The sequence below is a fragment of the Aquimarina callyspongiae genome, from assembly GCF_034322225.1.
In the GTDB taxonomy this organism is placed as follows: Bacteria; Bacteroidota; Bacteroidia; order Flavobacteriales; family Flavobacteriaceae; genus Aquimarina.
The window spans coordinates 369,204-395,347 of record NZ_JAXLPA010000003.1; the positions used below are offsets into that span (position 1 = coordinate 369,204).

A 26,144-nucleotide genomic window follows, 5' to 3' on the forward strand; every position below is an offset into this window, starting at 1 on the left:
AATTGAACATATCTTTAAAATAATCCACCTTGGATTCCTCCTTTTATACGTCCCAAATGTTTATAGGCTGCTTCTGTAACTTCTCTTCCACGCGGAGTTCGCATAATAAAGCCTTGCTGAATCAAGAAAGGTTCATATACTTCTTCTATAGTCTCTGCACTTTCGCTTACAGCGGTTGCCAAAGTTGTGATTCCAACAGGACCTCCTTTAAACTTATCTATTAAAGTAGTTAAGATTTTATTGTCCATCTCATCTAATCCATGAGCATCTACATTTAATGCTTTTAAAGCAAACTTAGAAATCTCAATATCGATTTTTCCATTTCCTTTGATTTGCGCAAAATCACGCACCCTTCTTAAGAGAGCATTCCCGATTCTTGGTGTTCCTCTACTTCTTCCTGCGATTTCGATAGCAGCTTCCATAGAAATAGGAACATTCAAAATATGCGCACTTCTTTGAACAATTGTAGACAACAGTTCTGTAGTATAATATTGTAATCTTGACTGGATTCCAAAACGAGCTCTCATAGGAGCTGTAAGAAGTCCTGAACGGGTTGTGGCACCAACCAACGTAAATGGATTTAAATTAATCTGAACAGTACGCGCATTTGGCCCACTTTCGATCATAATATCAATCTTATAATCTTCCATTGCAGAATACAAATACTCTTCTACAATTGGACTTAATCGATGAATTTCATCTATAAATAAGACATCTCTATCATCTAAGTTGGTTAGCAAACCAGCTAAGTCTCCTGGTTTATCCAATACCGGTCCAGAAGTAACTTTAATTCCTACACCTAATTCATTAGCTAAAATATGAGCCAATGTAGTTTTTCCAAGTCCTGGTGGACCATGAAACAAGGTATGATCCAAAGCTTCACTTCGTAAATTAGCCGCCTGAACGAAAATCTGTAAATTTTCTAATACCTGATCCTGCCCTGTAAAATCATTAAAATTAAGCGGTCTTAAGGCTCTCTCTATATCAAGATCTTCATTTGAAAAATTCTCGTTAGTCGGATCTAAGTTTTCGTTCATATGCCTATTAAATAATAAGAATCAAAATTAACCATTCGCAAAGATAATAGAAAAGATAGTCATTTTTAAGATTGAAAGAAACCTATCTTTAGAATTCATTCTACAAAAGAATACAACGACCTAACCTTTAAAATAACTTCTTTTGAAACCCATATACCCTATAAAACTCATTTTTTGTATTTAAAAATTATACTAACTGTTAAATTTGGTACAATCTTTTCTCAATACGCTAAGGCACAATATCTTTTTTAAATACATTTAAAAAAAAGATATTGAATACTTGATAGCTTTCTATTTTCACTATAAAACATAATCTACAGACATACACCGCAAGTGTCTCTAAATGATTGCGATTTTATAATATTCTAAAAACCTATAAAACATGTTAAAAGACATTTTAAATCTTGGAAAAACATTAAACAAAACTGAACAAAAACAAATAAAAGGTGGTTTTGACGGTGTACCTATAGCAGGGTTCTGCGGAAGTTTGCAAGGGTGCATTAACAGTTGCACACGTCCCGGAACCATATGTCATCCATGTGCAGATAACAATGCTGCACCTAATACTTGGGAATGTCGTGTTAATGGTCCTTCTTAATAACAACTAGCACTTTGTTTTAGTTTTTTGAATTTCTTATTTTTTTTAAGATATAAATTGACTAAAAGAAAAAGCCTTTTCAAAAAATTGAAAAGGCTTTTAGATATTTTATAATCATCTTTTAATGATGTAGTTCTTCTTCTCCATCTTGCATTGGTGTGATCTGAGACACATAATCTTGTCCAGCGATCACATACTCTCCATTCTCACTAGTTTTACTATAATCATATGGCCATCTGTGTACGTGAGGAATTTCTCCAGGCCAGTTTCCGTGCATATGCTCTACTGGCGTTGTCCACTCTAAAGTATTAGATTTCCAAGGGTTTCTAACCGCTTTCTTACCGTAGAAAATAGAACTGATAAAATTATATAAGAATACCAATTGAGCCGCAGCTGTAATCAAAGCAAAGATTGTAATCAATACATTGGTATCTGTTAAATCATCAAAGTATGGGAAATTAGAGTTTGTATAGTAACGACGTGGTAATCCTGCCATACCTACAAAGTGCATTGGGAAGAATACTCCATACGCTCCAATTGCTGTTACCCAAAAATGCACATACCCTAGATTTTTATTCATCATCTTACCGTACATCTTAGGGAACCAGTGATATACTCCTGCAAATAAACCATACAATGCAGAGATACCCATTACCAAGTGGAAGTGAGCTACTACAAAATATGTATCGTGAACATTAATATCTAATGTACTATCTCCTAAGATAATTCCTGTAAGTCCTCCAGTAATAAAAGTAGAGACCAAACCTATAGAAAACAACATTGCAGGATTCAACTGCAAGTTACCTTTCCATAAGGTAGTTATATAGTTAAAAGCTTTTACCGCCGAAGGTATTGCAATTAATAATGTTGTAAAAGTAAATACCGATCCTAAGAATGGGTTCATTCCTGAAATAAACATATGGTGACCCCAAACAATTGTTGATAAGAAAGCAATTGCTAAAATTGACGCAACCATCGCTCTATATCCAAAGATAGGCTTACGTGCATTTGTAGCAATAATTTCTGATGTTATCCCAAGGGCTGGTAATAATACAATGTATACCTCTGGATGTCCTAAGAACCAGAACAAATGTTCAAAAAGTACTGGTGAACCTCCTTGGTTATGTAAAACTTCTCCTTGAATATATATATCACTAAGGTAGAACGAAGTTCCAAAACTTCTATCCATTATAAGTAGTAACGCAGCAGATAATAATACTGGGAAAGAAACAATACCAATAATAGCTGTTACAAAGAATGCCCATATTGTTAATGGTAAACGAGTCATTGACATTCCTTTTGTTCTAAGGTTAATTACAGTAACTACGTAATTCAGTGATCCTAATAGTGACGATGCAATAAAGATTGCCATAGATACCAGCCATAGAGTCATACCGGTTCCTGAACCTCCTATTGCTTGTGGTAAAGCACTTAAAGGTGGGTAAATAGTCCACCCAGCAGATGCAGGACCAGCTTCAGCAAATAAAGACAATACCATAATAACACTACTCAAGAAAAATAACCAGTAGGATATCATATTTAAGAATCCAGAAGCCATATCTCGTGCTCCAATTTGTAGTGGAATTAGTAAGTTACTAAATGTACCACTTAAACCTGCAGTTAACACAAAGAATACCATTATAGTACCATGGATAGTTACTAACGCAAGATATATACTTGGATCCATCACTCCGTCTTCTCCAAATTTTCCTAGAAGCACTTCATAAATTGTAAATTTATGATCTGGCCAAGCCAATTGCATTCTAAATAAAATAGACATTGCAATACCAATGATACCCATAATTAAACCAGTAATCAGATACTGCTTAGAGATCATTTTATGATCCTGACTAAATATATATTTGGTAATAAATGTCTCTTTATGGTGGTGCCCGTGATCGTGATCGTGGCTATCTCCGTGAGTTGCTGACATAACGCTATTTCTTTTTAATAAAATATATTAATTTCTATTTCTTCTAGTTGCTGGCCTGAGCCGATAATTGTTCTCCAAAAGTGGTTTGCTCTTTTAACCAAGCTTCATAATCCTCTTCGGATTCTACCACAATCTTCATTTGCATATTATAGTGCGAAACTCCACAAATCTTATTACATAATAAGTAATAATCAAAAGTATATGTTTCTAAAGCTTCATCACCAGCTGCAACTAATTTTTTGCTTTTTTCTCTTCTGATATTGTTAATGGTAGCAACTTTCTCCACCATAAATTCACTGTTTCTCATCTCCTCTGATGTAATTGTAGGAGTATATGCAAATTCAGTAATCATACCAGGAACAACATTCATCTGGGCTCTAAAGAATGGCATATATGCCGAATGTAAGATATCTTGAGATCTCATTTTAAAAATTACTTTTCTATTTACTGGCAAATGCAGCTCAGTAGTAATTTTATCATCTTTTCCGTAGGTATCTGCTACATCCACACCTAACGTGTTAATCCCTTCGATATAACGCACATTAGCTTTTCCTAATACATTATCTTCTCCTGCATATCTAGCTCTCCAATCGAACTGGTATGCATATAATTCTACTATTAGAGGATCTCCTTCTTCTTCATCAATATTCATGATATCAGACCAAGTAAACAATCCATAGATGATTAATCCAGCTAAAACAATCACTGGAATAATTGTCCAGATAAATTCTAACTTGTCATTATCGGCAAAGAATAAAGCTTTATTTCCTTTCTTACCTCTATACTTGTAAGCAAAATAATGTAACAATCCTTGTGTAAGAATCTGTACAATCATAATCAAAACCATAGAGATCAACATCAATTGATCATAATCAACTCCATGTTCTGAAGCTGACTCTGGTAAGAAGTAACTGTTATACTGTACGAAACAATATATGGTTAGTAAGTACATGAATATTACGAATGCCAACATTAACTTACCTTGTAAGTTATTATCCTTGTCATTAGCTACTTGAGAGTTATCTGCCCCTTTTCCTTGTGACAACTTCAAAATTTTTGACATCTGCCACAACGTGATTCCAAAAAGCGCTATAACTACTATGGTTAAGAATACAGTCATTTTTATCTATCTTCTTTTTTACAATTCTAATTTAATAATGAAAGTGTTTACTTTCTTCTATATATGGGTTTCCTTTGGCTAATAATGGTGCTTTGGTCAATGCTCTAAACACTACAAACAAGAACAATCCTAAGAATAATAGCACTGCACTTATCTCACTTACACCAATAAACCATGATGCTCCAACTGTTGCTGGCATAACCATATTATATACATCTATATAATGACCACATAAAATTACAATACCAGCCATTACTACAAACCAATTTACTCGTTTGAAATCACTATTCATCAACACCAATAGTGGGAAAATAAAGTTCATTACTAACATTCCAAAGAATGGTAGTTTATAATCGTCAATTCGCGTTATAAAATACGTTACTTCCTCAGGAATATTAGAGTACCATATCAACATAAATTGAGAGAACCAAAGGTATGTCCAGAAAATACTGATACCAAACATAAATTTAGCTAAATCGTGGATATGACTATTGTTTACAAAGTCAAGATATCCCTTTGATTTTAGGTATATAGTAATCAATGCAATTGTAGTAATTCCAGATACAAATAAACTTGCAAACACATACCAACCAAACAAAGTACTAAACCAGTGCGGATCAAAACTCATAATCCAATCCCAAGATGCCATTGATTCTGTATATATAAAGAATACTAAGAATGCTGCAGATATCTTAAAACTTTTCTTATACCATTTGTTACCTGTTGCATCTTCATCTTGTTTTCTTGAATATTTGATTGCAAAATGACGATATAACAACCATCCTCCTAAAAAGATAGCGGCTCTAATGATAAATCCAGTTCCATTTAACCAGCTTGCCTTACCTTGAATTAATTTATCGTGTGCTACAACTTCTGGATCTGCCCAAACAAATAAGTGATTTACATGGAATCCTGACAACGCTAAAATAACGAATAGGATAATTCCTCCAGGAACCAAATATGCTGTTATTGCTTCCATCACCCTAAATAATACAGGGGACCATCCTGACTGAGAAGCAAATTGTATTGCATAGAATGCCAGCACTCCCAAAGCAATCATAAAAAAGAAAAATGCTGCTACATATAATGAAGCCCAAGGCTTATTCTGTAATTGGTGTAACACATGCTCATAATGCTCATCACCTCCGTGTGCATCCTGATCGTGACCTTTACTTTCGTGGGAAGCTTCCTCTGCTTGAGATTCTCCGTGACCACCTCCATGAGCGTCGTGCGCTGCCATCATTTCTTTTACCTCTTCAACGGATTCTGGAGTGGAAAGAAATCCTGAAACTAGTCCAATTCCACCTACGACCATTAGAATGATAGAAAATAATCTTAATCTATTTGATAGCGTATACATATCTTAATAATATCGTTATTCTTAACTTTTAGCTATGCACTAGTGTGCGTTATCGTGTTCTTCTGTTGATTCTGATTTCTGATGCACTTCTTCAACAACAGTTTCTACTGCCGTAGTATGAGTATCTGCATCAATTCTTGGAGTTTCACCCTCAAGATCAGCTTTTAATTTTTCTACATATTGTACAATCTGCCATCTCTCGTGTTCACTAGTTTGAGAAGCATATGAACCCATAGTATTAATACCATAATACATTACATGATAGATACTACCTTCTGTAATAGCTCTTCCTACATCATCATAACTAGGTATACCTAAAATCTTTTCTCTCTTAAATAACTCTCCTTTACCATCTCCTTTAGTTCCGTGACATATCGCACAGTAGATATCATACAATGCTTTTCCAGCTTCTTCGTTCTCCTTAGTGTAACGTATTGGATTCTTTAGAGAATCTTTAGCTTGTTGATAACCTTCAGTAGAGTTCTCAAGTTCATAAGGCATCCATCCTCTTGGTATAGAACCTTCTACTGGTAGCATAGCTTCCTGTTTATCAGGAAAAACACTATACTCTCCATAAGTTTCATAACCTACTGATTCGTACATATTAGGCATATACTGATAATTAGGTCTTGAATCTTTTTGACAAGAAACAACACTAATTAATATGATTGCCGTTGCTAATATTTTTATAGTATTCTTCATTATTACTAATGGTTATCTTCTTCCTTATCTATTACTTTAATTTCTACCGCTCCGGTATCTCCTAATAAGCTTGTTAATTGATCAACATCTTTATTTCCAGCATCTACTTCCATCAAAAAATGATCATCTGTTGTTCTTACATCAGGGTTTTCCGCTTCTTTAAAAGGCCATAATTTACTTCTCATATAGAAGGTAATAACCATTAAATGCGCAGCAAAGAATACGGTAAGCTCAAACATAATTGGTACAAAAGCCGGCATATTTTCGATATAGCTAAAACTAGGTTTTCCACCAATGTTTTGTGGCCAATCTTCGATCATGATAAAATTCATCATCGTAATTGCAACGGTTAATCCTACACAACCATACATAAAAGCAGTGATCGCTAATCTTGTATGCGGTAATCCCATGGCTTTATCAAGCCCGTGTACCGGAAAAGGAGTGTATATCTCTTCGATATGATAATGTTCTGCACGAACTTTCTTTACAGCGTCCATCAGGACATCATCATCTATATATAATGCATGTATAACTTTCGATGCCATACTTCTAGTTATTTTTAAGTTTTTCAGCCTGTCCAGCCCAATCATCACGTTGTGCTCTACCAGGGAATGATCCGGTTATACTATCTAATAAATCGTATTCTGTTGTGGTCATTTTACTTACCTGATCGAATGTAAATATTCCAATCTCGTTAAGTTTCTTCTCCATTACAGGTCCAATACCGTTTACTTTCTTAAGATCATCAGCTTTCTGAGTTTCTGGATCAAACGTTCCCAAATTCCCTAACAAGCTATTTATATCTTCTTGACTTGCTTCAACTTTAGTTTCAGCTTTTTCTTCAGAAGAATCTTCTCTTATAATCTTAGCTTTTACTTTAGGAAGCTCATCTCTATGATCAATTCCTGCTTCTCTTAATTTTTTATATTTCTCTCCAGAAGATTTCAATATCGTTTTAACTTCTGCTTGTGCAATCACTGGGAATGTACGAGCATACAATAAGAACAATACAAAGAAGAATCCGATAGTACCAATAAATATTCCGATATCCACAAATGTTGGAGAGAACATCGTCCAAGATGATGGTAAGTAATCTCTATGAAGCGAAGTCACGATAATTACAAAACGCTCAAACCACATCCCTATATTTACTACAATAGAGATAATAAATGAGAACATAATACTTCTTCTCAATTTAGGGAACCACATAAATTGTGGAGAGAATACATTACAAGTCATCATTGCCCAGTATGCCCACCAGTAAGGACCGGTTGCTCTATTTAAGAATGCATACTGCTCATATTCTACACCTGAATACCAAGCTATGAACAACTCTGTTATATAAGCTACCCCAACAATAGAACCAGTAATCATAATCACTATGTTCATTAATTCTATATGCTGAATAGTAATATAGTTCTCTAAATTAGATACTTTTCTCATTATTATAAGAAGAGTGTTTACCATCGCAAATCCAGAGAAAATCGCTCCTGCAACGAAGTAAGGAGGGAAAATCGTTGTATGCCATCCTGGAATTACTGAAGTAGCAAAGTCAAAAGATACAATCGTATGTACAGAAAGTACTAATGGTGTTGCTAAACCTGCTAATACCAATGACACTTCTTCAAAACGTTGCCAGTCTTTTGCTCTACCGCTCCATCCAAAAGATAGAATGCCGTAGATCTTTTTTGTAAATGGAGTAATCGCTCTATCTCTAATCATTGCAAAATCTGGTAGTAATCCTGTCCACCAGAATACTAAAGAAACCGAAAGATATGTAGAGATCGCAAATACATCCCATAATAGTGGCGAGTTAAAATTCACCCACAATGATCCAAACTGATTTGGGATTGGTAATACCCAATATGCTAACCAAGGTCGTCCCATGTGAATAATTGGGAATAAACCTGCCTGGATAACAGAGAAAATTGTCATTGCTTCTGCAGAACGGTTAATCGCCATTCTCCATTTTTGACGGAATAACAATAATACAGCAGAAATCAGAGTACCTGCGTGACCAATACCTACCCACCAAACGAAGTTGGTAATATCCCAGGCCCATCCTACTGTTTTATTTAATCCCCAGGTTCCTATACCTGTAGAAACTGTATATATAATACAACCTATCCCCCAAAGGAAAGCAATAAGTGCGATAGAAAATACAATCCACCAAGATTTATTTGCTTTTCCTTCAACCGGCGCGGCTACATCCACAGTTACATCGTGGTACGTTTTATCGCCAGTTACTAAAGGCTTTCTTATAGGTGCTTCGTAATGAGACATAATCCTTTATAATTGAATTGATTCTTTATTTAATTAATTAAGCTTCTGTAGTATTTCTTACTTTAGTTTGATACATCACGTTAGGTTTTGTCCCCACGTGTTCAAGTAAGTGATACATACGATTATCTTCTTTCAGTTTTGATACTTCACTATCCTTATCATTGATATCTCCAAATATCATTGCTCCAGATGAACAAGCTGCCGAACAAGCTGTTTGGAACTCACCATCTTTAATAACTCTTCCGTCACGCTTAGCGTCAAGAATTGTTTTTTGAGTCATTTGGATACACATAGAGCATTTTTCCATAACTCCTCTAGAACGTACTGTAACATCTGGGTTTAATACCATACGACCTAAATCGTTGTTCATATAGTAATCAAACTCATCATTATTATTGTACAAGAACCAGTTGAATCTACGTACTTTATACGGACAGTTGTTTGCACAATATCTTGTACCTACACAACGGTTATATGCCATATGATTTTGCCCTTGTCTACCGTGTGATGTTGCCGCAACTGGACAAACAGTTTCACAAGGTGCATGATTACAATGCTGACACATTACTGGCTGGAATGCTACCTGAGGATTGTCTGAAGGATTCTCCATCTCACCAAATTCTGATAACGAACTTCCTAATCCAGCTATATTATTTTTCTTTTGATTATCTCCATCAAATGTCTCTTCAGAAGAGTAATATCTATCGATACGTAACCAGTGCATATCACGAGATCTACGTACTTCAGACTTACCAACTACAGGAACATTGTTTTCTGCATGACAAGCGATCACACAAGCTCCACAACCAGTACAAGCATTTAAATCTATAGAAAGATTAAAATGATGTCCTATTGAACGATCAAACTCATCCCAAAGATCTACTTCTGGAGAAGTTACTTCGTACTCAATATGATCTTTGCTTACTTCTGGAATTGCATTCCAGTATTTTTTATCTTTCGTGTTAAATATCTCAAGAGATGTCTCTTTGATAATATCTCCACGCCCCATTAGTGTGTTGTGTAATTGAACACAAGCAAACTCGTGAGTACCTTCTGCTTTAGAAAGTATTACTGATTGAACAGCATTAAGATTTTTATATAAAGGATATGCATTTATTCCTACTTGCATATCTTCTTTTAATCCTTTTGTTTTACCATATCCAAGTGCCAGACCAACTGATCCTTTTGCTTGTCCAGGCTGAATGATCACCGGTACTTTGATTGGTTCTCCACCATCAACAGCAATATTAGCATAACTACCATTCAAGGCTCCATTTGCTACATTCTCATTAGTTATCTCTAACCCTTCTGCATCTGCTCTTGAAATTGTTAAATAGTTATCCCAAGAAGCTCTTGTAATAGGATCAGGCATTTCTTGTAACCAAGGGTTATTAGCTTGCCCTCCATCTCCTAATGAAGTTTTAGTATATAATGTAAGTTCTAATCCTCCTGATTTTGCTGTAGACAATCTTCTTGCTGCTGCCCCATAATTAGGTGTAGTAGCGGTAACTGAGATATCTTCTTCTCCTTCTGGAGTTTCTAATGCTGTTTCTAATTCCTGCTTAGCAAGTGCTGGCTTTACTAAAACCCCATCGTGCAATGCCTGATTCCAAGAAGTACCTCCAAGAATACCTGTCCAGACACTTTTGATATAGTCACTATATGATGATGTATTACCAGTCCACTTTAATAATGTTTCCTGAAACTGTCTAGTATCAAACAAAGGTCTGATAGTAGGTTGCATTAAACTATAACTTCCTTTCTTTAATTCAACATCTCCCCAAGATTCTAAATAATGCGGAGTAGTTGCGATATAAGTACATCCTTCTGCAGTATCATCATTATGCATGCTAAATGCTACAGAAATATCTACTTTTTTAAGTCCTTCTTTAAATTCGTTCGCGTTTGGCAAAGAATATCCAGGATCTACACCAGCGATTAATAAACCACCAACACGTCCTGCATTCATATCTTTAACCAATTGAGCTACAGCTTTAGCATCTCCCTGACGTATTTTACGAGGAGTACTTTCATTAAAAGCCTTACTACCGATATGCTGGTTTATTGCTAAAACTAATAACTGAGCATCAACATCCTGGATTCCAGAAACTACAACCGCATTCTTTCCTGCTTTTTGTATTTGCTTAGCTGCTTTTACAACTTCAGCTTCTAGGTTAGCATCCAAAGTACTCTTAGAGCCAGAACCTGTAGCATACGCATATAGTGCAGCTAACACTTGCTTTTGTTGCGAAGGTGTTACCTGAACTCTTTTATCAGCGTTTGCACCGGCAAGAGACATATTAGCTTCAAACTGTATATGCTTAGACATTTTTCCATTTTTAGGAATACGTCCTTTAGCATATCCGCTATCATAACCTCCTCCTTGCCAATCTCCTAAAAAGTCTGCTCCAACACTAACAATAGTATTAACTTCAGAAAAATCATAATCTGCTAAAGCTCTTTCTCCGTATACTTGTTGATAAGCATCTAAAGCTTCTGTATATGATACAGCATCATACACTACGTGTTTAACGTTTTGGTATTTTGCTTTGAATTCAGAAATTAATTTTGATGTAGAAGGGCTAGCAAATGTTTGTGTTAGTAAAACAATTTGTTTACCACCCAAAGTATTTAACTTAGTTCCTACTTCTTTATCAAGATCTTCCCAGCTAATATCTTCTCCACCTTTTTTAGGTCCTTGAAGACGAGAGTTATCATATAATGACAATACCGAAGCATGAACTCTAGCATTCGCATCTCCATTAGATGTAGCAAGGTTATTATTTTCTACTTTGATAGGACGACCTTCTCTTGTTTTGATCAACACACTTGCAAAATCAAACCCATCAGCGATCGTTGTTGCATAATAATTCGCAACTCCAGGAACAATTCTATCTGGTTGAACTACGTAAGGTATTGATTTTTTAACTGGTCCTTCACAAGCTGCTAAGGTAGCAGCGGCAGTACTAAAACCTACATATTTAAGAAAATCACGACGAGAAGTTGAAGAATTCTCTAAAGATGATTTATCTCCTAAAAACTCATCTGTTGGAATCTCCTTAACAAATTCGTTCTGTTGTAGCGTCTCAACAATAGAGCTATTTTCGTTTAGCTCTTCAACACTTTTCCAGTATTTCTTGTTTGATGACATATATAATTGATATTAGCTTCTTACTTATTTACGCCTGAGGCGTATAATTTTTTATTAATAATGACATTTACCACATTCCAGACCACCCATTTGAGCAGCTGTTAATTGATCTACACCATATTTTTTAGAGAGTTCCTTATGAATCTTCTCGTAATACTTATTATCAGCAACGTTCACATTGGTTTCTCTGTGACAGTTGATACACCATCCCATTGTTAATGGCGCATGCTGATACATAATCTCCATTTCTTCTACTGGCCCATGACATTTCTGACATTCTACTCCTGCAACCGTTACGTGTTGCGAGTGATTAAAGTATGCAAAGTCAGGAAGGTTATGAATACGCACCCACTTTACTGGCTCTGTTTTACCAGTATAGGATTGACTAGCCGCATCCCAACCTACTGCTTTATATAATTTCTGGATTTCTCCGTCATAAAATTCTTTAGAATAATCTGCAGTAGCTGTTGCATCTGCCACTTCACTAATGGATTTATGACAATTCATACACACATTAAGAGAAGGAATTCCAGATGTCTTACTTACTCGCGCAGAAGAGTGACAATATTTACACTCTATCTTATTATCTCCTGCATGGATCTTGTGTGAATAATGTATTGGCTGCACAGGCTGATACCCTTGATCAACCCCTATTTGCATAAAGTATCCATACACAAAATAACCACTAGACAACAGCAAGAATATTGCTGTAACCAATACTAAGAATTGATTTTGTACAAATGCTCTCCATATAGGAGTTCTTTCTTCTTCAACTGGTAGCTCAACATTATTAGCTTCTGCAAAGCTTCTTAGTGTTTTATTCACCAACACTAGCACTACAACTAACATTAGGAACACTAATGCCAAAACAGCAAGAATAACATTAGTAGATACTCCTGAACCTCCATCATCAACTATAACAGGACCTCCTTCTGCCACTTTAGGCTCAGGTTTTGGCTGCATTACATATGCCAAAATGTTATCGATGTCAGTATTATTTAACTGCGGAAATGCATTCATCGCAGTTTTATTATACTCCTCAAAAATTGCAATTGCCTGTGCATCTCCCGCGTCGATCATAGCTCTACTATTCTTTATCCAAGAATATAACCACTCACGTTCGTACTTATCTGCCACTCCAAAAAGAGCTGGCCCTGTCATTTTCTTATAACGTTTATGACACGCTGCACAAAGCGATTTAAACAACGCCTCTCCTTTTGCTACATCTCCTCCAGAAGTAGCTTCGGCAGCCACAACATCAGTAGCAGCAGCTTCATCCTGTGCAAAAACAGGGTTAAAAAATGTAAATAAAAAAACAGTTCCTAGAATTAGGAGTTTGGAGGCTGAATTTCGGTGTTTCACCTGTTCCATATTATCAAGTAGAATTATCGTCTTAATTTTGGTATGGTTTTTTCATTAAACTCTTTAAAAAAGGGATAAAAAACCACCACTTTAAATTCGACGACAAAAGTACTATAATAAGTCGATTTTGGAAATGTTAGCGAACTGTTAAGTGGTAATTTATAACAATTCTAAATAATAAAATTTAATAAAATTGAGTTATTTAACTTTACCTTTGCTCTAAATCTATTTGTAATGAGAATTTTAAGTAACAAGAACCTTTTCCTTCCATTGAGCTTCTTTATTTTTGGAATCACCAATATTCAAGCTCAGGACACCCCAAATTCTAGCTCTGTAGACTCTATTCTTAACAATTTTATCAACGAAGAAATTGTTTTTGAGCCTCAGGAAGCCGAAGTAATCATCAACCAAGACCCAAGAATTCAAACATTATTGGATGTTAAAGCCGAAATGGACAAAGCCGGAACTCTTGGTGACAATTATAAAATACAATTATATAACGGTAATTTAAACCAGGCTCAAACGGTAAGAAAAAAAGCCGTAACTCTTTTTCCTCAATGGGAAATAGAAATTCAATATGAAACACCTGAATATAAAGTATGGATTGGCAATTACAGAAGCAAATTACATACCGACAGAGCACTAAAAGACATTAGAGAAGAATTTCCAGGTGCTTTTAGCTTTAACCCCGAAAAGAAGTAAGCATACAGCTATAAATAGCTTATAAAATAAAAAAGCCCGGTTTATCACCGGGCTTTTTTATTTTATATGAATTTAAGGACTTACAATTTTTTCTTAACTGCTACTTCCTGATATGCTTCAATAACATCTCCAATTCTTATATCGTTATAATTTTTCACCTGCATACCACAGTCATATCCTTTACTAACTTCTTTAACATCGTCTTTAAAACGTTTTAACGAAGCAAGCTCACCTGTATACACAACAACTCCTTCTCTAATTAATCTTATACCTGAGTTTCTGAAAATCTTACCATTCTGAACCATACATCCAGCAATGGTACCTATTTTAGATATCTTAAAGGTCTCTCTGATCTCTGCTGTACCTGTAACTTCTTCTTTCATTACAGGAGAAAGCATTCCTTCCATCGCATCTTTAAGATCATTGATCGCATCATAGATAATCGAGTATGTTCTGATATCGATTTCTTCTTTATCAGCCACCTGTCTTGCATTACCAGCAGGCCTCACATTAAATCCAATTATAATTGCATCAGATGCCGAAGCTAATAGCACATCACTTTCAGTAATTGCACCTACAGCTTTATGTATAATATTCACATGAATCTCTTCTGTAGATAACTTCTGGAATGAATCTGTCAATGCCTCAACAGAACCATCTACATCTCCTTTAAGAATAATATTCAATTCTTTAAAGTCTCCTAAAGCTATTCGACGTCCAATTTCATCAAGAGTAATATGTCTTTGTGTTCTAACAGATTGCTCTCTATGAAGCTGTGCTCTCTTAGAAGCAATATCTTTTGCTTCACGCTCATCTTCTAACACACTAAATTTATCCCCTGCTTGTGGAGCTCCATCAAGACCTAAGATTGAAACTGGTGTTGAGGGCGCTGCTTCTTTAACATTATTACCTCGTTCATCATGCATCGCTTTTACCTTACCGCTATTCTTACCAGCAAGTACATAGTCTCCTATTCGTAATGTTCCTGTTTGAACCAGTATTGTAGACACATACCCTCTACCTTTATCAAGGAAAGCTTCTACCACTGTTCCTGATGCAAATCGCTTAGGGTTCGCTTTAAGCTCTAATATCTCTGCCTCCAACAATACCTTTTCTAACAATTCCTTAACTCCTAATCCAGTTTTAGCGGAAATATCATGGGACTGTATTTTTCCTCCCCAATCTTCTACCAATAAATTCATAGAAGCTAACTTCTCTTTAATTTTATCAGGATTTGCCGTTGGCTTATCTACTTTATTAATCGCAAATACAATTGGCACTCCAGCTGCTTGCGCATGACTTATTGCTTCTTTTGTTTGAGGCATTACGTCATCATCAGCTGCAATTACAATAATCGCTAAATCCGTAACTTGAGCACCACGAGCCCTCATCGCTGTAAACGCTTCGTGACCAGGAGTATCTAAGAAAGCAATTTTTTGTCCACTTTCTAATTGCACCCCATAAGCACCTATATGCTGTGTAATCCCCCCACTCTCTCCGGCGATTACATTCTCTTCTCGAATATAATCCAGTAACGAAGTTTTACCGTGATCAACGTGACCCATTACAGTTACAATTGGAGCTCTATTCACAAGATCCTCAGGAGCATCTTGGATTTCTTCAATTGACTCTTCTATATCAGCAGTTACAAAATTAACTTCATAACCAAATTCATCTGCTACTATAGAAAGGGTTTCAGCATCTAATCGCTGATTCATTGTTACCATTATTCCTAATGACATACAAGCTGATATAACTTGTGTAGTAGGAACATTCATCATCGTAGCAACTTCAGAAACAGTAACAAACTCAGTAACCTTAAGCACTTTGCTTTCTTGTTCTTGCTGTGCTACATCATCTTCTGCTTTTTGTCTATGCTGATCTCTTTTATCTCTACGATATTTAGCCGCTTTTGACTTATTAGATTTCCCTTGTAATTTTTCAAGAGTCTCTCTTACTTGTTTTTGTACCTCTTCTTCGCTTGGCTCTTCTTTTATAACCACAGGTCTTTTCCCTTTTCCTGGGCCACGACCTCTATTTCCTGGGCCGCGGTTACCTGGGCCACGGTTTCCTCCTGACTGGTTATTACCTCCAGGTCTTCCTCCGCCAGAACCTTTTTGACCACCACTTTCTTTACTAATTCTACGGCGGCGCTTTTTAGCTGCATCTCCTGCAGATTTTTTATCTGTCTTTTCTTCCTTCTTCTTAGCTGGTTTTTTAAACTGCGTTAAATCAATTTTCTGACCCGTAAAATTAGGACCATCTAATTTCTTATATTGAGTTTTAACCTTATCTGGCTCTGAAGGAGTTTCGCTTTTTACAGCTTCTGTCTTTTCGACTTTCTTTTCGACTTTCTTTTCTTCAACAACAGTAGGTTTTTCTGCCACCTTCTCCTGCTTCTCTTGTTTTTCCTGCTTCTCCTGTTTTTTCTCTACCTTTTCTACATTTACCTCTTTTACAGGAGCTTCTTTTGTAATTTTAATTCCTTTTTTCACAGGTCTGTTTGAAACCATTTCCGGTTCTTTACTTTTCACCTCTTCTTTTTTAGGAGCTTCAACTACTTTTTCTTCGGGCTTTTCAAGAGCTTCTTCTTTCTTTTTGTCAAGATCGATTTTCCCTACTTGTTTAGGGCCACTCAACTGGGCTTTGGCTTTTACAACTTCACGAGCTTCAGCAAGTTTACGTTTCTCCTCCTGTTCATGTTCTATCTGCACCCGCAATGCCTCTTTCTCTTTTCTTTTTTCTTCTCCGACCTCTTTTGAAGCTACCTTTTTACTCTTATCTGTTTGAAATTCATCAAACAAGAGCTGATAGATCTCAGAAGAAATTTTTGTGGTAGGACGCGCGTCTATCTCATGACCTTTTGAATTCAAAAAGTCAACAGCCCGATCTAGCGAGATATTGAATTCGCGTAATACCTTATTTAATCTCATTGTTCTTGCTTCAGCCATAAATGCCTTCTATTTAATGCTCAAATATAAATTAATTGTCCTTATTAACCCGTAAAATTTATCCTAAGTATATATTTTTATAATAATCCAATCAAAATCCTAAAGTTTTTTGGTTTTCAAAACTAAACAATTCCTAATCGGTATACACTACTTATAGGTGTTTTTCGGGTTAAAAAACAACTATAATGTTTATTCTTCAAATTCTGATTTTAATATCCTGACCACCTCACTAATAGTCTCTTCCTCAAGATCAGTACGTTTTACTAGATCTGCCACATCCTGCTCTAAAATACTTTTTGCAGTATCTAATCCGATTTTAGCAAACTCTTCGATAATCCAAGAATCTATTTCATCAGTAAATTCTGTTAACTCAACATCTTCTTCAACACCTTCTCTATAAACGTCAATTTCAAAACCAGTTAATTGTCCTGCCAATCGAATATTATGACCTCCTCGACCAATAGCCTTAGAAACTTCTTCTGGCTTCAACATCACCTCTGCTCTATTACCTTCTTCATCAATTTTAACCGAAGTTATTCTTGCCGGACTTAATGCTCTTGTAATATACAACTGAACATTATTTGTGTAATTAATTACATCAATGTTCTCATTACCTAATTCTCTAACAATCCCATGGATTCTAGATCCTTTCATACCAACACAAGCTCCTACAGGATCAATTCTATCATCATATGAATCAACAGCCACTTTTGCCTTCTCTCCCGGAATTCTAACTACCTTTTTAACTGTAATTAAACCGTCAAAAACTTCAGGGATTTCAGATTCGAATAATTTCTCCAAAAATAATGGAGAGGTTCTAGACATAATAATTGCTGGCTTATTACCTTTTAGTTCTACAGATTCAATTACCCCTCTAACATTTTCTCCTTTTCTAAAGAAGTCTGATGGTATCTGTCTGTCTTTTGGCAAAATAATTTCATTCCCTTCATCATCAAGAAGTATAATTGCTCTGTGTCTTATGTGATGCACCTCAGCGGTATAAATCTCTCCTTCTAACTCTTTAAATTGCTTATAAATATTTGTATTATCGTGTTCGTGTATTTTTGAAATCAAGTTTTGACGTAATGCTAAAATTGAACGTCTTCCCAGATCAATCAATTTAACTTCTTCAGAAACATCTTCTCCTACCTCAAAATCTGGTTCAATTTTCTGCGCAGCTGTTAATGATATTTCTTGGTTATCATCTTCAACCTCACCATCAGCTACAACAATACGGTTTCTCCATATTTCTAAATCTCCTTTATCGGGATTTATAATGATATCGAAATTATCATCACTACCAAATTTCTTTTTTAGGGCATTTCTAAACACATCTTCCAAGATCGACATTAACGTCACTCGATCTATAAACTTATCATCCTTGAATTCTGAAAATGATTCTATTAACGCGATATTTTCCATATCAATTTACAATTAAAATGTTATCATAACTTTTGCCTCCACTATTTCTTTATATGGGATACTAACCTCCTTAACAACGGTAACCTTTCCTTTACCGACTGGCTTAGGCTCTCTGGCTTTCCATGTTAAAGCAATTTCATCCTCGGTTGCTGAAATCAACTCTCCTTCTATTTTGTTATCTGCAGTTTTAACTTTAAGCTTTCTCCCTACATTCTTTTTATATTGACGTATATGTGTCAATCCTTCAGAAACTCCAGCTGACATTACCTGCAATGAAAAATCCTCTTCATCACGATCCAGATTATGCTCAATTGCTCTACTTATCGCAATACAATCTTCTACCTTCACCCCTTCATCTCCATCAACAATAACCTCAATGCGATTATCCGGATGAATAGTACAATCAATAAGGAATAACGACGGATTTTCCTGAAGTGCCCCTTCTAACAAATCGTGAACTTTATCTTTCAATGACATAAATAGATAAAAAGAGGGGACTTTTCGTCCCCTCAATCTGGTTTTTTAATTTCAACGGTGCAAAGATAGTAATAATATCTTAGATTCAAAATCTAGTTGGTAATCAATTTATTTTGTAAATTTAAGAGACACTTAAAGTCATTTTTTGACTTAAAAATGTAGCTAATGATAATTATCAACATTACTCTTACCTACATAGCAATTCATTTCTCATTAAAAACACCGTTTACCCTCAAAATCACTCACCGTTATGATAAAAAGTATACTTGTACCCACGGATTTCTCTGATCAGGCAGAGAGCGCATTAAAAGTTGCAGCGCAAATCGCTAAAAAAAATAAAGCCAAAATATATTTATTGCACATCCTTGAGCTCCCTTCTCATTTAAGCGATTTAATGACCTCTTCTAGTCCGGCCCCTGCTCCAGAGGCTATTTTCTTTATGAAACAAACTCACAAGAAATTTGGGGAAGTTCTAAAGCAGGACCATTTAAAAGATATTGAAATTATAGAAACCGTAAGTTTTGAAGGTGTAATGCATGGCATTATTAACTCTAGCAAAAAAAACGAGGTAGATATCATTGTTATGGGATCTCATGGATCTTCAGGTTTTGAAGAATTATTTATTGGCTCTAATGCAGAAAAAATAGTTCGTACATCCAAAAAACCTGTTTTAGTAATCAAAGAAGATTGTGATATTTATACTATAAATGATTTTGTATACGCTACTAATTTTGATGATGAAGATAAACCATCTCTTGTGGCAGCGCATGAATTTGCAAAGTCCATAGGTGCCAACCTCCATTTAGTATGGATAAACACAGCCAATGGTTTTAAAACAACCCACGAGACTGAAGCAAAAATGAATCTTATGATTTCAGATCTTCCTATCGACAATTACACCTTAAATATATACAACGATATAACCGTAGAAAAAGGAATACTAAATTTTGCCGGATCCTTAAATGCCGGCATGATCGGTATTAGTACCCACGGCAGGAAAGGTATTTCACATTTTATAAACGGAAGCTTAGGTGAAGATGTAGTAAATCATGCTAAAAGACCTGTACTAACTTTTAAGATCTAATTATGCTATTGGGCCCAGATAATAATCCGGTTTCACTTTTTATTATTTACACACCTCCCAACAGGTCCCAAAAGATCTGACGTCATTTATTTGCAACCATATTCCAACTATATTTTGAATTTAGAGAATTCAAATAGTATTTGGATGCAACTTTGTTCCGATATTCTTATCCCAGAAACACATCAAAAAGCTGAAAGTGATAAACACATCTTAAGCTCAATTTTTTCTTGCCACTTTTACAGCAAAAGAAAAAACCAAAACTCAATTATAAAAAACAAAAAGTAAAAATTATAGATACACCTTACTCCATACTGGTACTTTCAAAACATCACCTAATAAGATAACATCATTCATTAAGGCAGTCTTATCTCCATGATTCAATAAGTTATAACGATCCCCTTTTTTGGTAACCAGGTTCATCTCATAACTATAAAAACTCCCGGAATTATTTCCTTCAACAAACTTCTCCAACACTTGCAATGCAATCACCTGCTCAAAAGGAAGCATAATTCCTTCCACTACTATTTTTCTTTTTGCTATATGAAAAACAGCTTTTGAGGAGAATAACAATAAAAGTACTACTCCAATTATCACAAACACTCCACCAGTTGTAAAAAATATTTTCCCTATCTCAAACAGTGTTATTTTTTTCTCAGAGAATCTATATAACTCTATAAACGAAATAATCGTTGTAACTGCCCCCATTAAAAAAAAGCTCCAAGCAAATATTTTCACATAAGCGGTACCTCCTATTTTATAACCTGAATTCGTTTTCTTCACTCTTTCGCTTAAAAAATTACTTCCAGAGGATTTTGTAGAAACCCAGGAAACCTGCCTCCCAATATCACTCTCTTCAGGATTAGTGAATTCAAAATCCTTATTAATGGTATTTAGTATTTTTTTCTTTTCCCCCAGATAACGAGTTAATATAGCCCCTACACCCATAAATACTAAACAAGCGATTATTCCTCCAATTTTCAAACCATTGAATTGCTGTTTAAGAATTGCTTTTTTCTCTACAGGAATGCTTATTGTTAGGGTTTTTATTTTATTCCGTTGGCTTTGAGTTAGCTCACTTTGTTTTTGCAACACTTCTAATTCTTTCTCCTTCTGATCAAGAGCAACCTTTGATTGATCGTAATACTTATATTGTTTTTGTATTTGTGGAAATATCATAAAGACAAAAAGCCCACCAAATATAACTATTCCCAGCCAAGGTAGTTTAATATTAATTTTATGCATACAGTTGCTCTTTTTTGCGCGTCAAAGATCAAAAAATGTTGAATTTATTATAAAAAGTCGTATCAGTATTATGCAGAAAACCATCTGAAAAAGGTAAAGATTTTACATCTACACTACATTTATAAAAAGAAAAACCCTGAGTGTTTATATACTCAGGGTTTTTTCTGTTGGTCTACTAGGGCTCGAACCTAGACTCTTCTGGACCAAAACCAGACGTGTTGCCAGTTACACCATAGACCAATGCGTCATTGCGGGTGCAAATTTAATACATTCTTTTAGCTCTACAAACATTTTTTGAAAAAAATTACACTATATTTTTTTTCTCACCCCTAATTGCCTCTAAAATATAAACTTCTGTTAAGCGTTTACTAAAAAAAACAAGGGGAAAGTATTTTTATTACTAAATTCGCCACACGTTATAACAACAGCAAAATCTTATGAGTACATTCAACTTTGCAAAGTGGAATAAAATTTCGGGGTGGGCAGTCTTTGTAATTGCCTTATGTGTCTATTCACTTACCGTTGAACCAACAGCTAGTTTCTGGGATGCTGGAGAATATATTGCCACCTCTTCAAAACTGCAGGTGGGGCACCCTCCAGGAGCTCCTTTATTTCAGATGATAGGGGCTTTTGCTTCAGTTTTTGCTTCAGATCCAAGTCAAATTGCCTTAATGGTAAATATGACCTCTGCTTTTGCAAGTGCTTTTGCAATTCTATTTATGTTTTGGTCGATTACTATTCTTGTTCGTAAACTCATAATTAAAGATGAAGAACTTACTCAAAGTAAAGCTCTCGCTGTTTTAGGAAGTGCATTTGTTGGCTCATTAGCTTTTACCTTCTCTGACAGTTTTTGGTTCAATGCAGTAGAAGCTGAAGTTTATGCTATGGCCATCTGTATTTTATCTATCCTATTTTATCTTGGATTGCTTTGGGAAAGAGATATGCACAAACCTCGAGGTAATCGATGGTTGATTCTTATAGCCTTTATTGTAGGGCTGTCTTTTGGTGTTCACTTCATGGGATTATTATCAATCCCTGCTATTGGTTTGCTTTATTATTTCAAGAATTATAAAAACATTACGATAAAGAACTTTATTATTGCTAATGTTGTTGTTGTAGGTATTTTATTATTTATTTTTAAGCTGTTACTACCTTCAACACTTAAGTTTTTTGGGTTTGCCGAAGTTTTCTTTGTTAACTCAATAGGCCTTCCTTTCAATTCCGGAACTATTATAACAGGGCTTTTCTTTGCAGGACTTTTTTATTACTTATTAAAATATACCCGCAAAAAGAACTATCCATTATTAAATACCATATTATTATGTGTTGTATTTATTTTTGTAGGTTTCTCTTGCTGGATTATGCTGCCTATTCGTGCCAATGCCGGCACCGTAATTAACGAAAATAATCCTAATAACGCTCGGGAATTATTAGCATATTACAACTTAGAACAATATCCAGAAACTCATCTTTTCTATGGTCCTCAATTTACAGAAATCTATGCTGGTCTTGATGAAAACAACCCATACGAAGACGACAAACCTAAGTATGAAAAAAATCTTGAAACCGGTAAATATGATATCGTAAATGACTGGAAGAATGCCAAACAAAATATTGACGATGATCATAAGGCTATTCTTCCAAGAATGTGGAGCACAGAACATATTGCTAATTATATGCAATTTACTGGCCCTATAAAATTTACTATAAAACCTGAATATCAGGATGAAGATGAGCTCCTAAACGCTGTAACTCAATTCAGGAGAGAATATGCCAGTGGTCAAATGGATAATGATGACTATGACAAGTTTTTAAAATCATTTGGTGAGTATCTCAATATACAAAAGCCATCATTTATAGATAACATCGGTTACTTTTTTGAATATCAAATAGGCTACATGTATTGGCGTTATTTTATGTGGAACTTTGTAGGTAGGCAAGATGACAATCAAGGACAATACACAGATCTTGAAGGAAACTGGCTAAGTGGTATCAAGTTCATTGATGAAATGCATTTAGGCTCTCAGGACAATCTACCTAGCGATGCTCTTAAAAACAAAGCTCGTAACACCTATTTCTTTTTACCTTTACTACTTGGATTACTAGGGTTTGTATTTCAACTCACTCGTGATAAAAAGAATTTCTGGATCTTGTTGATCTTTTTCCTTTTTACAGGTTTAGCCTTAAAACTATACCTAAACGAAAGACCTTTTGAGCCAAGAGAACGAGATTATGCATTAGTTGGATCATTTTACGTATTTGCCATATGGATTGGGTTTGGAGTATACGCATTGTTTGATCTGCTCAAAAATTCGTTAAAACCAAAAATACTAGCTCCGGCAATTACCGTAGTTTGTCTAATAGCAGTCCCCATTCTTATGGCTGCTCAAAATTGGGATGATCATGATCGTTCTAATAGATATACAGCCCAGGCAATGGCCAAAATGTATCTGCAATCTTGTCAAAAAGATGCAATACTTTTTACCATTGGAGACAATGATACTTTTGCATTATGGTATGCTCAAGATATCGAAGGATATCGAACGGATGTAAGAACAATCAACACGAGTCTTTTTGCTACAGATTGGTACATTGATCAAATGAAAAAGGCTGCATACGACAGTAAACCTATACCTTCTCAATTGACACATAAGTTTTATAGGTTTGGGAACAATGATGCCATCTATTATAAGCCTGTCACTAATGACACCATGTTGATCAAAAACTGGATGCGATGGATAGAAACAGATGATCCAAGAACTCAAGGAGATTTACAAAGTGGTAAAAAAGTAAATACTTTCCCAACCAAACATATACGTATTCCTGTGGATAAAGAAGCAGTGCTTAGAAGTGGTATTGTTCCTGCTAAAGACGCAGATCTTATTGTACCTTATATTGATATTCATTTAAAAGGAAGTCTTCTATTCAAGAATCGTCTTTTAATGCTGGATATTATTGCTAATAATAATTGGGAGCGACCCATTTATTTTACCGGAGGAAGTTTTGGGGATGATGATTATCTATGGATGAAAGATTATCTCCAGCTCGATGGCGTAACCTATAAATTGGTTCCTATCCGTACTAAAGTTGATAAGCGCAATCCATTTGACATGGGTCGTATTGATACCGATGTAATGTATAACAACGTTAAAAGCTGGGATTGGGGTAACAGTGAAAGCCCAGATATTTATCACGATCCAGAAACTAGAAAAAACGCTATTACGTACAGAAGTAATCTGGCAAGATTGGTAGAAGCTCTTATTAATGAAGACAAAAAAGACAAAGCCAAAGAGATTTTAGACCTGGGGACGGAAAAAATGCCTATTGAATACTATGAGTACTACACCCTATTAGAACCATATGTTACAGGTTATTATCAAGTAGGTGAAAAAGAAAAAGCTCGTAATTTATGGAACAAAATTGCCAAAAAGTACCAAGAGCAACTTACCTATTTCGGAAACCTGGAACTTAAAAATCAATACTATTATGCAGAAGACATAGTTACCAATGTAGAGCGCTATAGAAGCGTAGTCGACTTGCTTCTAATTAATCAGGATAGAGACATGGTTGAAGAAAAGGCAGAAGAGTTTAATCGTTATTTAAGACTATTTACCCGCCTGTATTCTGAAGATGAAGAGTACGATGATAATGATGCGGTTAGTAAGCAAGAAGAAGATTTAATTAAAGAATTTCAGGATGGTGAAAAATCACTAGATTCTTTAGATAGCATTCCGCAATAAAAAACCAAAGATATCAAAGCAATCAAATAGATGTCAGTACTAATTCCTACCAAAACACCAGGGATTATAAAAAAGATATACCCAAACTATATTTGGGATTTATATACAGAAGAGAGTGAAAGGAAAATATACCTAACTTTTGATGATGGGCCTATTCCTGAAGTCACACCACTTGTCTTAAAGGAATTAGAAAATCATAAAGCAAAAGCAACTTTCTTTTGTATTGGAGATAATATTAAAAAACATCCGGGTGTTTTTAAACAAATACTTAATGATGGCCATGCTATAGGAAATCATACAATGCATCATCTTAAGGCCTGGGATAATGACACAAAAACATATATTGAAGATATTATAGATTGCGAAAACGTAATTCTAAAACATTCAGATCATTTTGCTCAACAAAAAATATTTCGCCCTCCTTATGGACAAATAAGTATCTCTAAGTTTAACGAAATACAAAAACTGGGATATAAAATTATACTATGGGATATTTTATCAAAAGATTGGGAAAAATCTTTGCCTGCTTTAATTTGTAAGAAAAACGTAATTACTCATACCAAACCAGGTAGTATTGTAGTTTTCCATGATAGTATAAAGGCCTCAAAAAACCTTATCTCTGTGCTTCCTGAAATCTTAGCACATTTTACTAATGAGGGATATGTTTTTGACAAAATAACACCTTAAACATACTCTTTCATAAGACCTATTAAGGTATTCGCATCTTGCTCTCCACTTTGCCTCCAAACCATTTCACCTCCTTTATAAATCATTAAAGTAGGTAGTCCTTTGATACGTAATGCCGTTGCCAATTCTTCATTTTTATCGACATCAATTTTTATCACCTTTCCCTTATCGCCAAGAGCAGCAGCCACATCCTTTAACACAGGATGCATAGATACTGAAGGTTCATTCCATTCAGTATAAAAATCCAGTAAAACCGGAACTCCTATACCTATTAAATCTCCAAACTTTGACAT

At 35.2% G+C, this 26,144-nt stretch carries 19 protein-coding genes and 1 tRNA gene; 5 read left to right on the plus strand and 15 right to left on the minus strand.

The annotated features are described in order from the left end of the window. Positions 1-14 precede the first annotated feature (14 nt). The gene (gene ruvB, locus U0D62_RS13945) at positions 15-1,037 is read right to left on the minus strand and encodes a Holliday junction branch migration DNA helicase RuvB (protein ID WP_322287920.1); all 1,023 of its coding nucleotides are present in this window, start codon (positions 1,035-1,037) and stop codon (positions 15-17) included. 382 nt (positions 1,038-1,419) lie between these two features. On the opposite strand from ruvB, the gene U0D62_RS13950 reads away from it, so the two are divergent. Further along, a complete protein-coding gene (locus U0D62_RS13950; RefSeq protein WP_322287921.1) occupies positions 1,420-1,635 on the plus strand; it encodes a hypothetical protein in 216 nt (71 codons plus the stop codon). A 121-nt stretch (positions 1,636-1,756) separates the two neighbouring features. Here U0D62_RS13950 and U0D62_RS13955 read toward each other — a convergent pair whose 3' ends face one another. From U0D62_RS13955 to U0D62_RS13990, 8 genes are read right to left on the minus strand one after another with little or no spacing between them, the layout of a single operon-like run. Then, positions 1,757-3,568 carry a cytochrome c oxidase subunit I gene (locus tag U0D62_RS13955; RefSeq protein WP_322287922.1) on the minus strand — a complete coding sequence of 604 codons (1,812 nt, stop codon included), beginning with the start codon at positions 3,566-3,568 and terminating at the stop codon, positions 1,757-1,759. Positions 3,569-3,611: 43 nt separating this feature from the next. Continuing rightward, positions 3,612-4,688, minus strand: coding sequence for a cytochrome c oxidase subunit II (locus tag U0D62_RS13960; RefSeq protein ID WP_322287923.1), 1,077 nt, complete (start codon positions 4,686-4,688; stop codon positions 3,612-3,614). 31 nt (positions 4,689-4,719) lie between these two features. Next, positions 4,720-6,048, minus strand: a complete 1,329-nt coding sequence (locus U0D62_RS13965; RefSeq protein ID WP_322287924.1) for a quinol:cytochrome C oxidoreductase — start codon at positions 6,046-6,048, stop codon at positions 4,720-4,722. A 39-nt stretch (positions 6,049-6,087) separates the two neighbouring features. Beyond that, positions 6,088-6,750 carry a c-type cytochrome gene (locus U0D62_RS13970; RefSeq protein ID WP_322287925.1) on the minus strand — a complete coding sequence of 221 codons (663 nt, stop codon included), beginning with the start codon at positions 6,748-6,750 and terminating at the stop codon, positions 6,088-6,090. 5 nt (positions 6,751-6,755) lie between these two features. Further along, positions 6,756-7,295: a DUF3341 domain-containing protein gene (locus U0D62_RS13975; RefSeq protein ID WP_322287926.1), complete on the minus strand. Its 540-nt coding sequence runs from the start codon at positions 7,293-7,295 to the stop codon at positions 6,756-6,758. A 4-nt stretch (positions 7,296-7,299) separates the two neighbouring features. Beyond that, positions 7,300-9,036 carry an NrfD/PsrC family molybdoenzyme membrane anchor subunit gene (gene nrfD, locus U0D62_RS13980; RefSeq protein WP_322288404.1) on the minus strand — a complete coding sequence of 579 codons (1,737 nt, stop codon included), beginning with the start codon at positions 9,034-9,036 and terminating at the stop codon, positions 7,300-7,302. 34 nt (positions 9,037-9,070) lie between these two features. After that, the gene (locus tag U0D62_RS13985) at positions 9,071-12,184 is read right to left on the minus strand and encodes a TAT-variant-translocated molybdopterin oxidoreductase (RefSeq protein WP_322287927.1); all 3,114 of its coding nucleotides are present in this window, start codon (positions 12,182-12,184) and stop codon (positions 9,071-9,073) included. 54 nt (positions 12,185-12,238) lie between these two features. After that, positions 12,239-13,555, minus strand: coding sequence for a c-type cytochrome (locus U0D62_RS13990; protein ID WP_322287928.1), 1,317 nt, complete (start codon positions 13,553-13,555; stop codon positions 12,239-12,241). A gap of 225 nt (positions 13,556-13,780) precedes the next feature. On the opposite strand from U0D62_RS13990, the gene U0D62_RS13995 reads away from it, so the two are divergent. Further along, positions 13,781-14,248 (plus strand): SPOR domain-containing protein, encoded by a 468-nt coding sequence (locus tag U0D62_RS13995; RefSeq protein ID WP_322287929.1) that lies wholly within the window; start codon positions 13,781-13,783, stop codon positions 14,246-14,248. Positions 14,249-14,328: 80 nt separating this feature from the next. Here U0D62_RS13995 and infB read toward each other — a convergent pair whose 3' ends face one another. The 3 genes from infB to rimP form a co-directional block, all read right to left on the minus strand. Then, a complete protein-coding gene (gene infB / locus U0D62_RS14000; protein ID WP_322287930.1) occupies positions 14,329-17,199 on the minus strand; it encodes a translation initiation factor IF-2 in 2,871 nt (956 codons plus the stop codon). Between the two features lie 189 nt (positions 17,200-17,388). Beyond that, a complete protein-coding gene (nusA, locus tag U0D62_RS14005; protein ID WP_322287931.1) occupies positions 17,389-18,621 on the minus strand; it encodes a transcription termination factor NusA in 1,233 nt (410 codons plus the stop codon). Positions 18,622-18,633: 12 nt separating this feature from the next. Beyond that, positions 18,634-19,098, minus strand: coding sequence for a ribosome assembly cofactor RimP (rimP, locus tag U0D62_RS14010; RefSeq protein ID WP_322287932.1), 465 nt, complete (start codon positions 19,096-19,098; stop codon positions 18,634-18,636). A 250-nt stretch (positions 19,099-19,348) separates the two neighbouring features. Between rimP and U0D62_RS14015 the strand changes: the two genes are divergently transcribed. Beyond that, a complete protein-coding gene (locus U0D62_RS14015; protein ID WP_322287933.1) occupies positions 19,349-20,182 on the plus strand; it encodes a universal stress protein in 834 nt (277 codons plus the stop codon). 288 nt (positions 20,183-20,470) lie between these two features. Here the strand turns inward: U0D62_RS14015 and U0D62_RS14020 are convergent, their stop codons facing one another. Together U0D62_RS14020 and U0D62_RS14025 are read right to left on the minus strand one after the other, a co-directional pair. Further along, positions 20,471-21,424: a hypothetical protein gene (locus tag U0D62_RS14020; RefSeq protein ID WP_322287934.1), complete on the minus strand. Its 954-nt coding sequence runs from the start codon at positions 21,422-21,424 to the stop codon at positions 20,471-20,473. Between the two features lie 167 nt (positions 21,425-21,591). Beyond that, positions 21,592-21,664: transfer RNA gene (locus tag U0D62_RS14025), tRNA-Gln, on the minus strand. 197 nt (positions 21,665-21,861) lie between these two features. Between U0D62_RS14025 and U0D62_RS14030 the strand changes: the two genes are divergently transcribed. After that, the gene (locus tag U0D62_RS14030) at positions 21,862-25,164 is read left to right on the plus strand and encodes a glycosyltransferase family 117 protein (protein ID WP_322287935.1); all 3,303 of its coding nucleotides are present in this window, start codon (positions 21,862-21,864) and stop codon (positions 25,162-25,164) included. 30 nt (positions 25,165-25,194) lie between these two features. Beyond that, complete coding sequence (locus U0D62_RS14035) at positions 25,195-25,851, plus strand: polysaccharide deacetylase family protein (protein ID WP_322287936.1); 657 nt, start codon at positions 25,195-25,197, stop codon at positions 25,849-25,851. On the opposite strand, the gene U0D62_RS14040 is transcribed toward U0D62_RS14035, so the two are convergent. After that, the gene (locus U0D62_RS14040) at positions 25,848-26,144 is read right to left on the minus strand and encodes a thioredoxin family protein (RefSeq protein ID WP_322287937.1); all 297 of its coding nucleotides are present in this window, start codon (positions 26,142-26,144) and stop codon (positions 25,848-25,850) included. The two genes, U0D62_RS14035 and U0D62_RS14040, sit on opposite strands and share 4 nt — an antisense overlap.

What these genes read in the sequence shown, in the direction of transcription:
- ruvB (WP_322287920.1), bottom strand. Translation starts at nt 1,037, where the DNA reads ATGAACGAAAACTTAGATCCGACTAACGAGAATTTTTCAAATGAAGAT.
- U0D62_RS13950 (WP_322287921.1), top strand. Translation starts at nt 1,420, where the DNA reads ATGTTAAAAGACATTTTAAATCTTGGAAAAACATTAAACAAAACTGAA.
- U0D62_RS13955 (WP_322287922.1), bottom strand. Translation starts at nt 3,568, where the DNA reads ATGTCAGCAACTCACGGAGATAGCCACGATCACGATCACGGGCACCAC.
- U0D62_RS13960 (WP_322287923.1), bottom strand. Translation starts at nt 4,688, where the DNA reads ATGACTGTATTCTTAACCATAGTAGTTATAGCGCTTTTTGGAATCACG.
- U0D62_RS13965 (WP_322287924.1), bottom strand. Translation starts at nt 6,048, where the DNA reads ATGTATACGCTATCAAATAGATTAAGATTATTTTCTATCATTCTAATG.
- U0D62_RS13970 (WP_322287925.1), bottom strand. Translation starts at nt 6,750, where the DNA reads ATGAAGAATACTATAAAAATATTAGCAACGGCAATCATATTAATTAGT.
- U0D62_RS13975 (WP_322287926.1), bottom strand. Translation starts at nt 7,295, where the DNA reads ATGGCATCGAAAGTTATACATGCATTATATATAGATGATGATGTCCTG.
- U0D62_RS13985 (WP_322287927.1), bottom strand. Translation starts at nt 12,184, where the DNA reads ATGTCATCAAACAAGAAATACTGGAAAAGTGTTGAAGAGCTAAACGAA.
- U0D62_RS13990 (WP_322287928.1), bottom strand. Translation starts at nt 13,555, where the DNA reads ATGGAACAGGTGAAACACCGAAATTCAGCCTCCAAACTCCTAATTCTA.
- U0D62_RS13995 (WP_322287929.1), top strand. Translation starts at nt 13,781, where the DNA reads ATGAGAATTTTAAGTAACAAGAACCTTTTCCTTCCATTGAGCTTCTTT.
- infB (WP_322287930.1), bottom strand. Translation starts at nt 17,199, where the DNA reads ATGGCTGAAGCAAGAACAATGAGATTAAATAAGGTATTACGCGAATTC.
- nusA (WP_322287931.1), bottom strand. Translation starts at nt 18,621, where the DNA reads ATGGAAAATATCGCGTTAATAGAATCATTTTCAGAATTCAAGGATGAT.
- rimP (WP_322287932.1), bottom strand. Translation starts at nt 19,098, where the DNA reads ATGTCATTGAAAGATAAAGTTCACGATTTGTTAGAAGGGGCACTTCAG.
- U0D62_RS14015 (WP_322287933.1), top strand. Translation starts at nt 19,349, where the DNA reads ATGATAAAAAGTATACTTGTACCCACGGATTTCTCTGATCAGGCAGAG.
- U0D62_RS14020 (WP_322287934.1), bottom strand. Translation starts at nt 21,424, where the DNA reads ATGCATAAAATTAATATTAAACTACCTTGGCTGGGAATAGTTATATTT.
- U0D62_RS14030 (WP_322287935.1), top strand. Translation starts at nt 21,862, where the DNA reads ATGAGTACATTCAACTTTGCAAAGTGGAATAAAATTTCGGGGTGGGCA.
- U0D62_RS14035 (WP_322287936.1), top strand. Translation starts at nt 25,195, where the DNA reads ATGTCAGTACTAATTCCTACCAAAACACCAGGGATTATAAAAAAGATA.
- U0D62_RS14040 (WP_322287937.1), bottom strand. Translation starts at nt 26,144, where the DNA reads ATGTCAAAGTTTGGAGATTTAATAGGTATAGGAGTTCCGGTTTTACTG.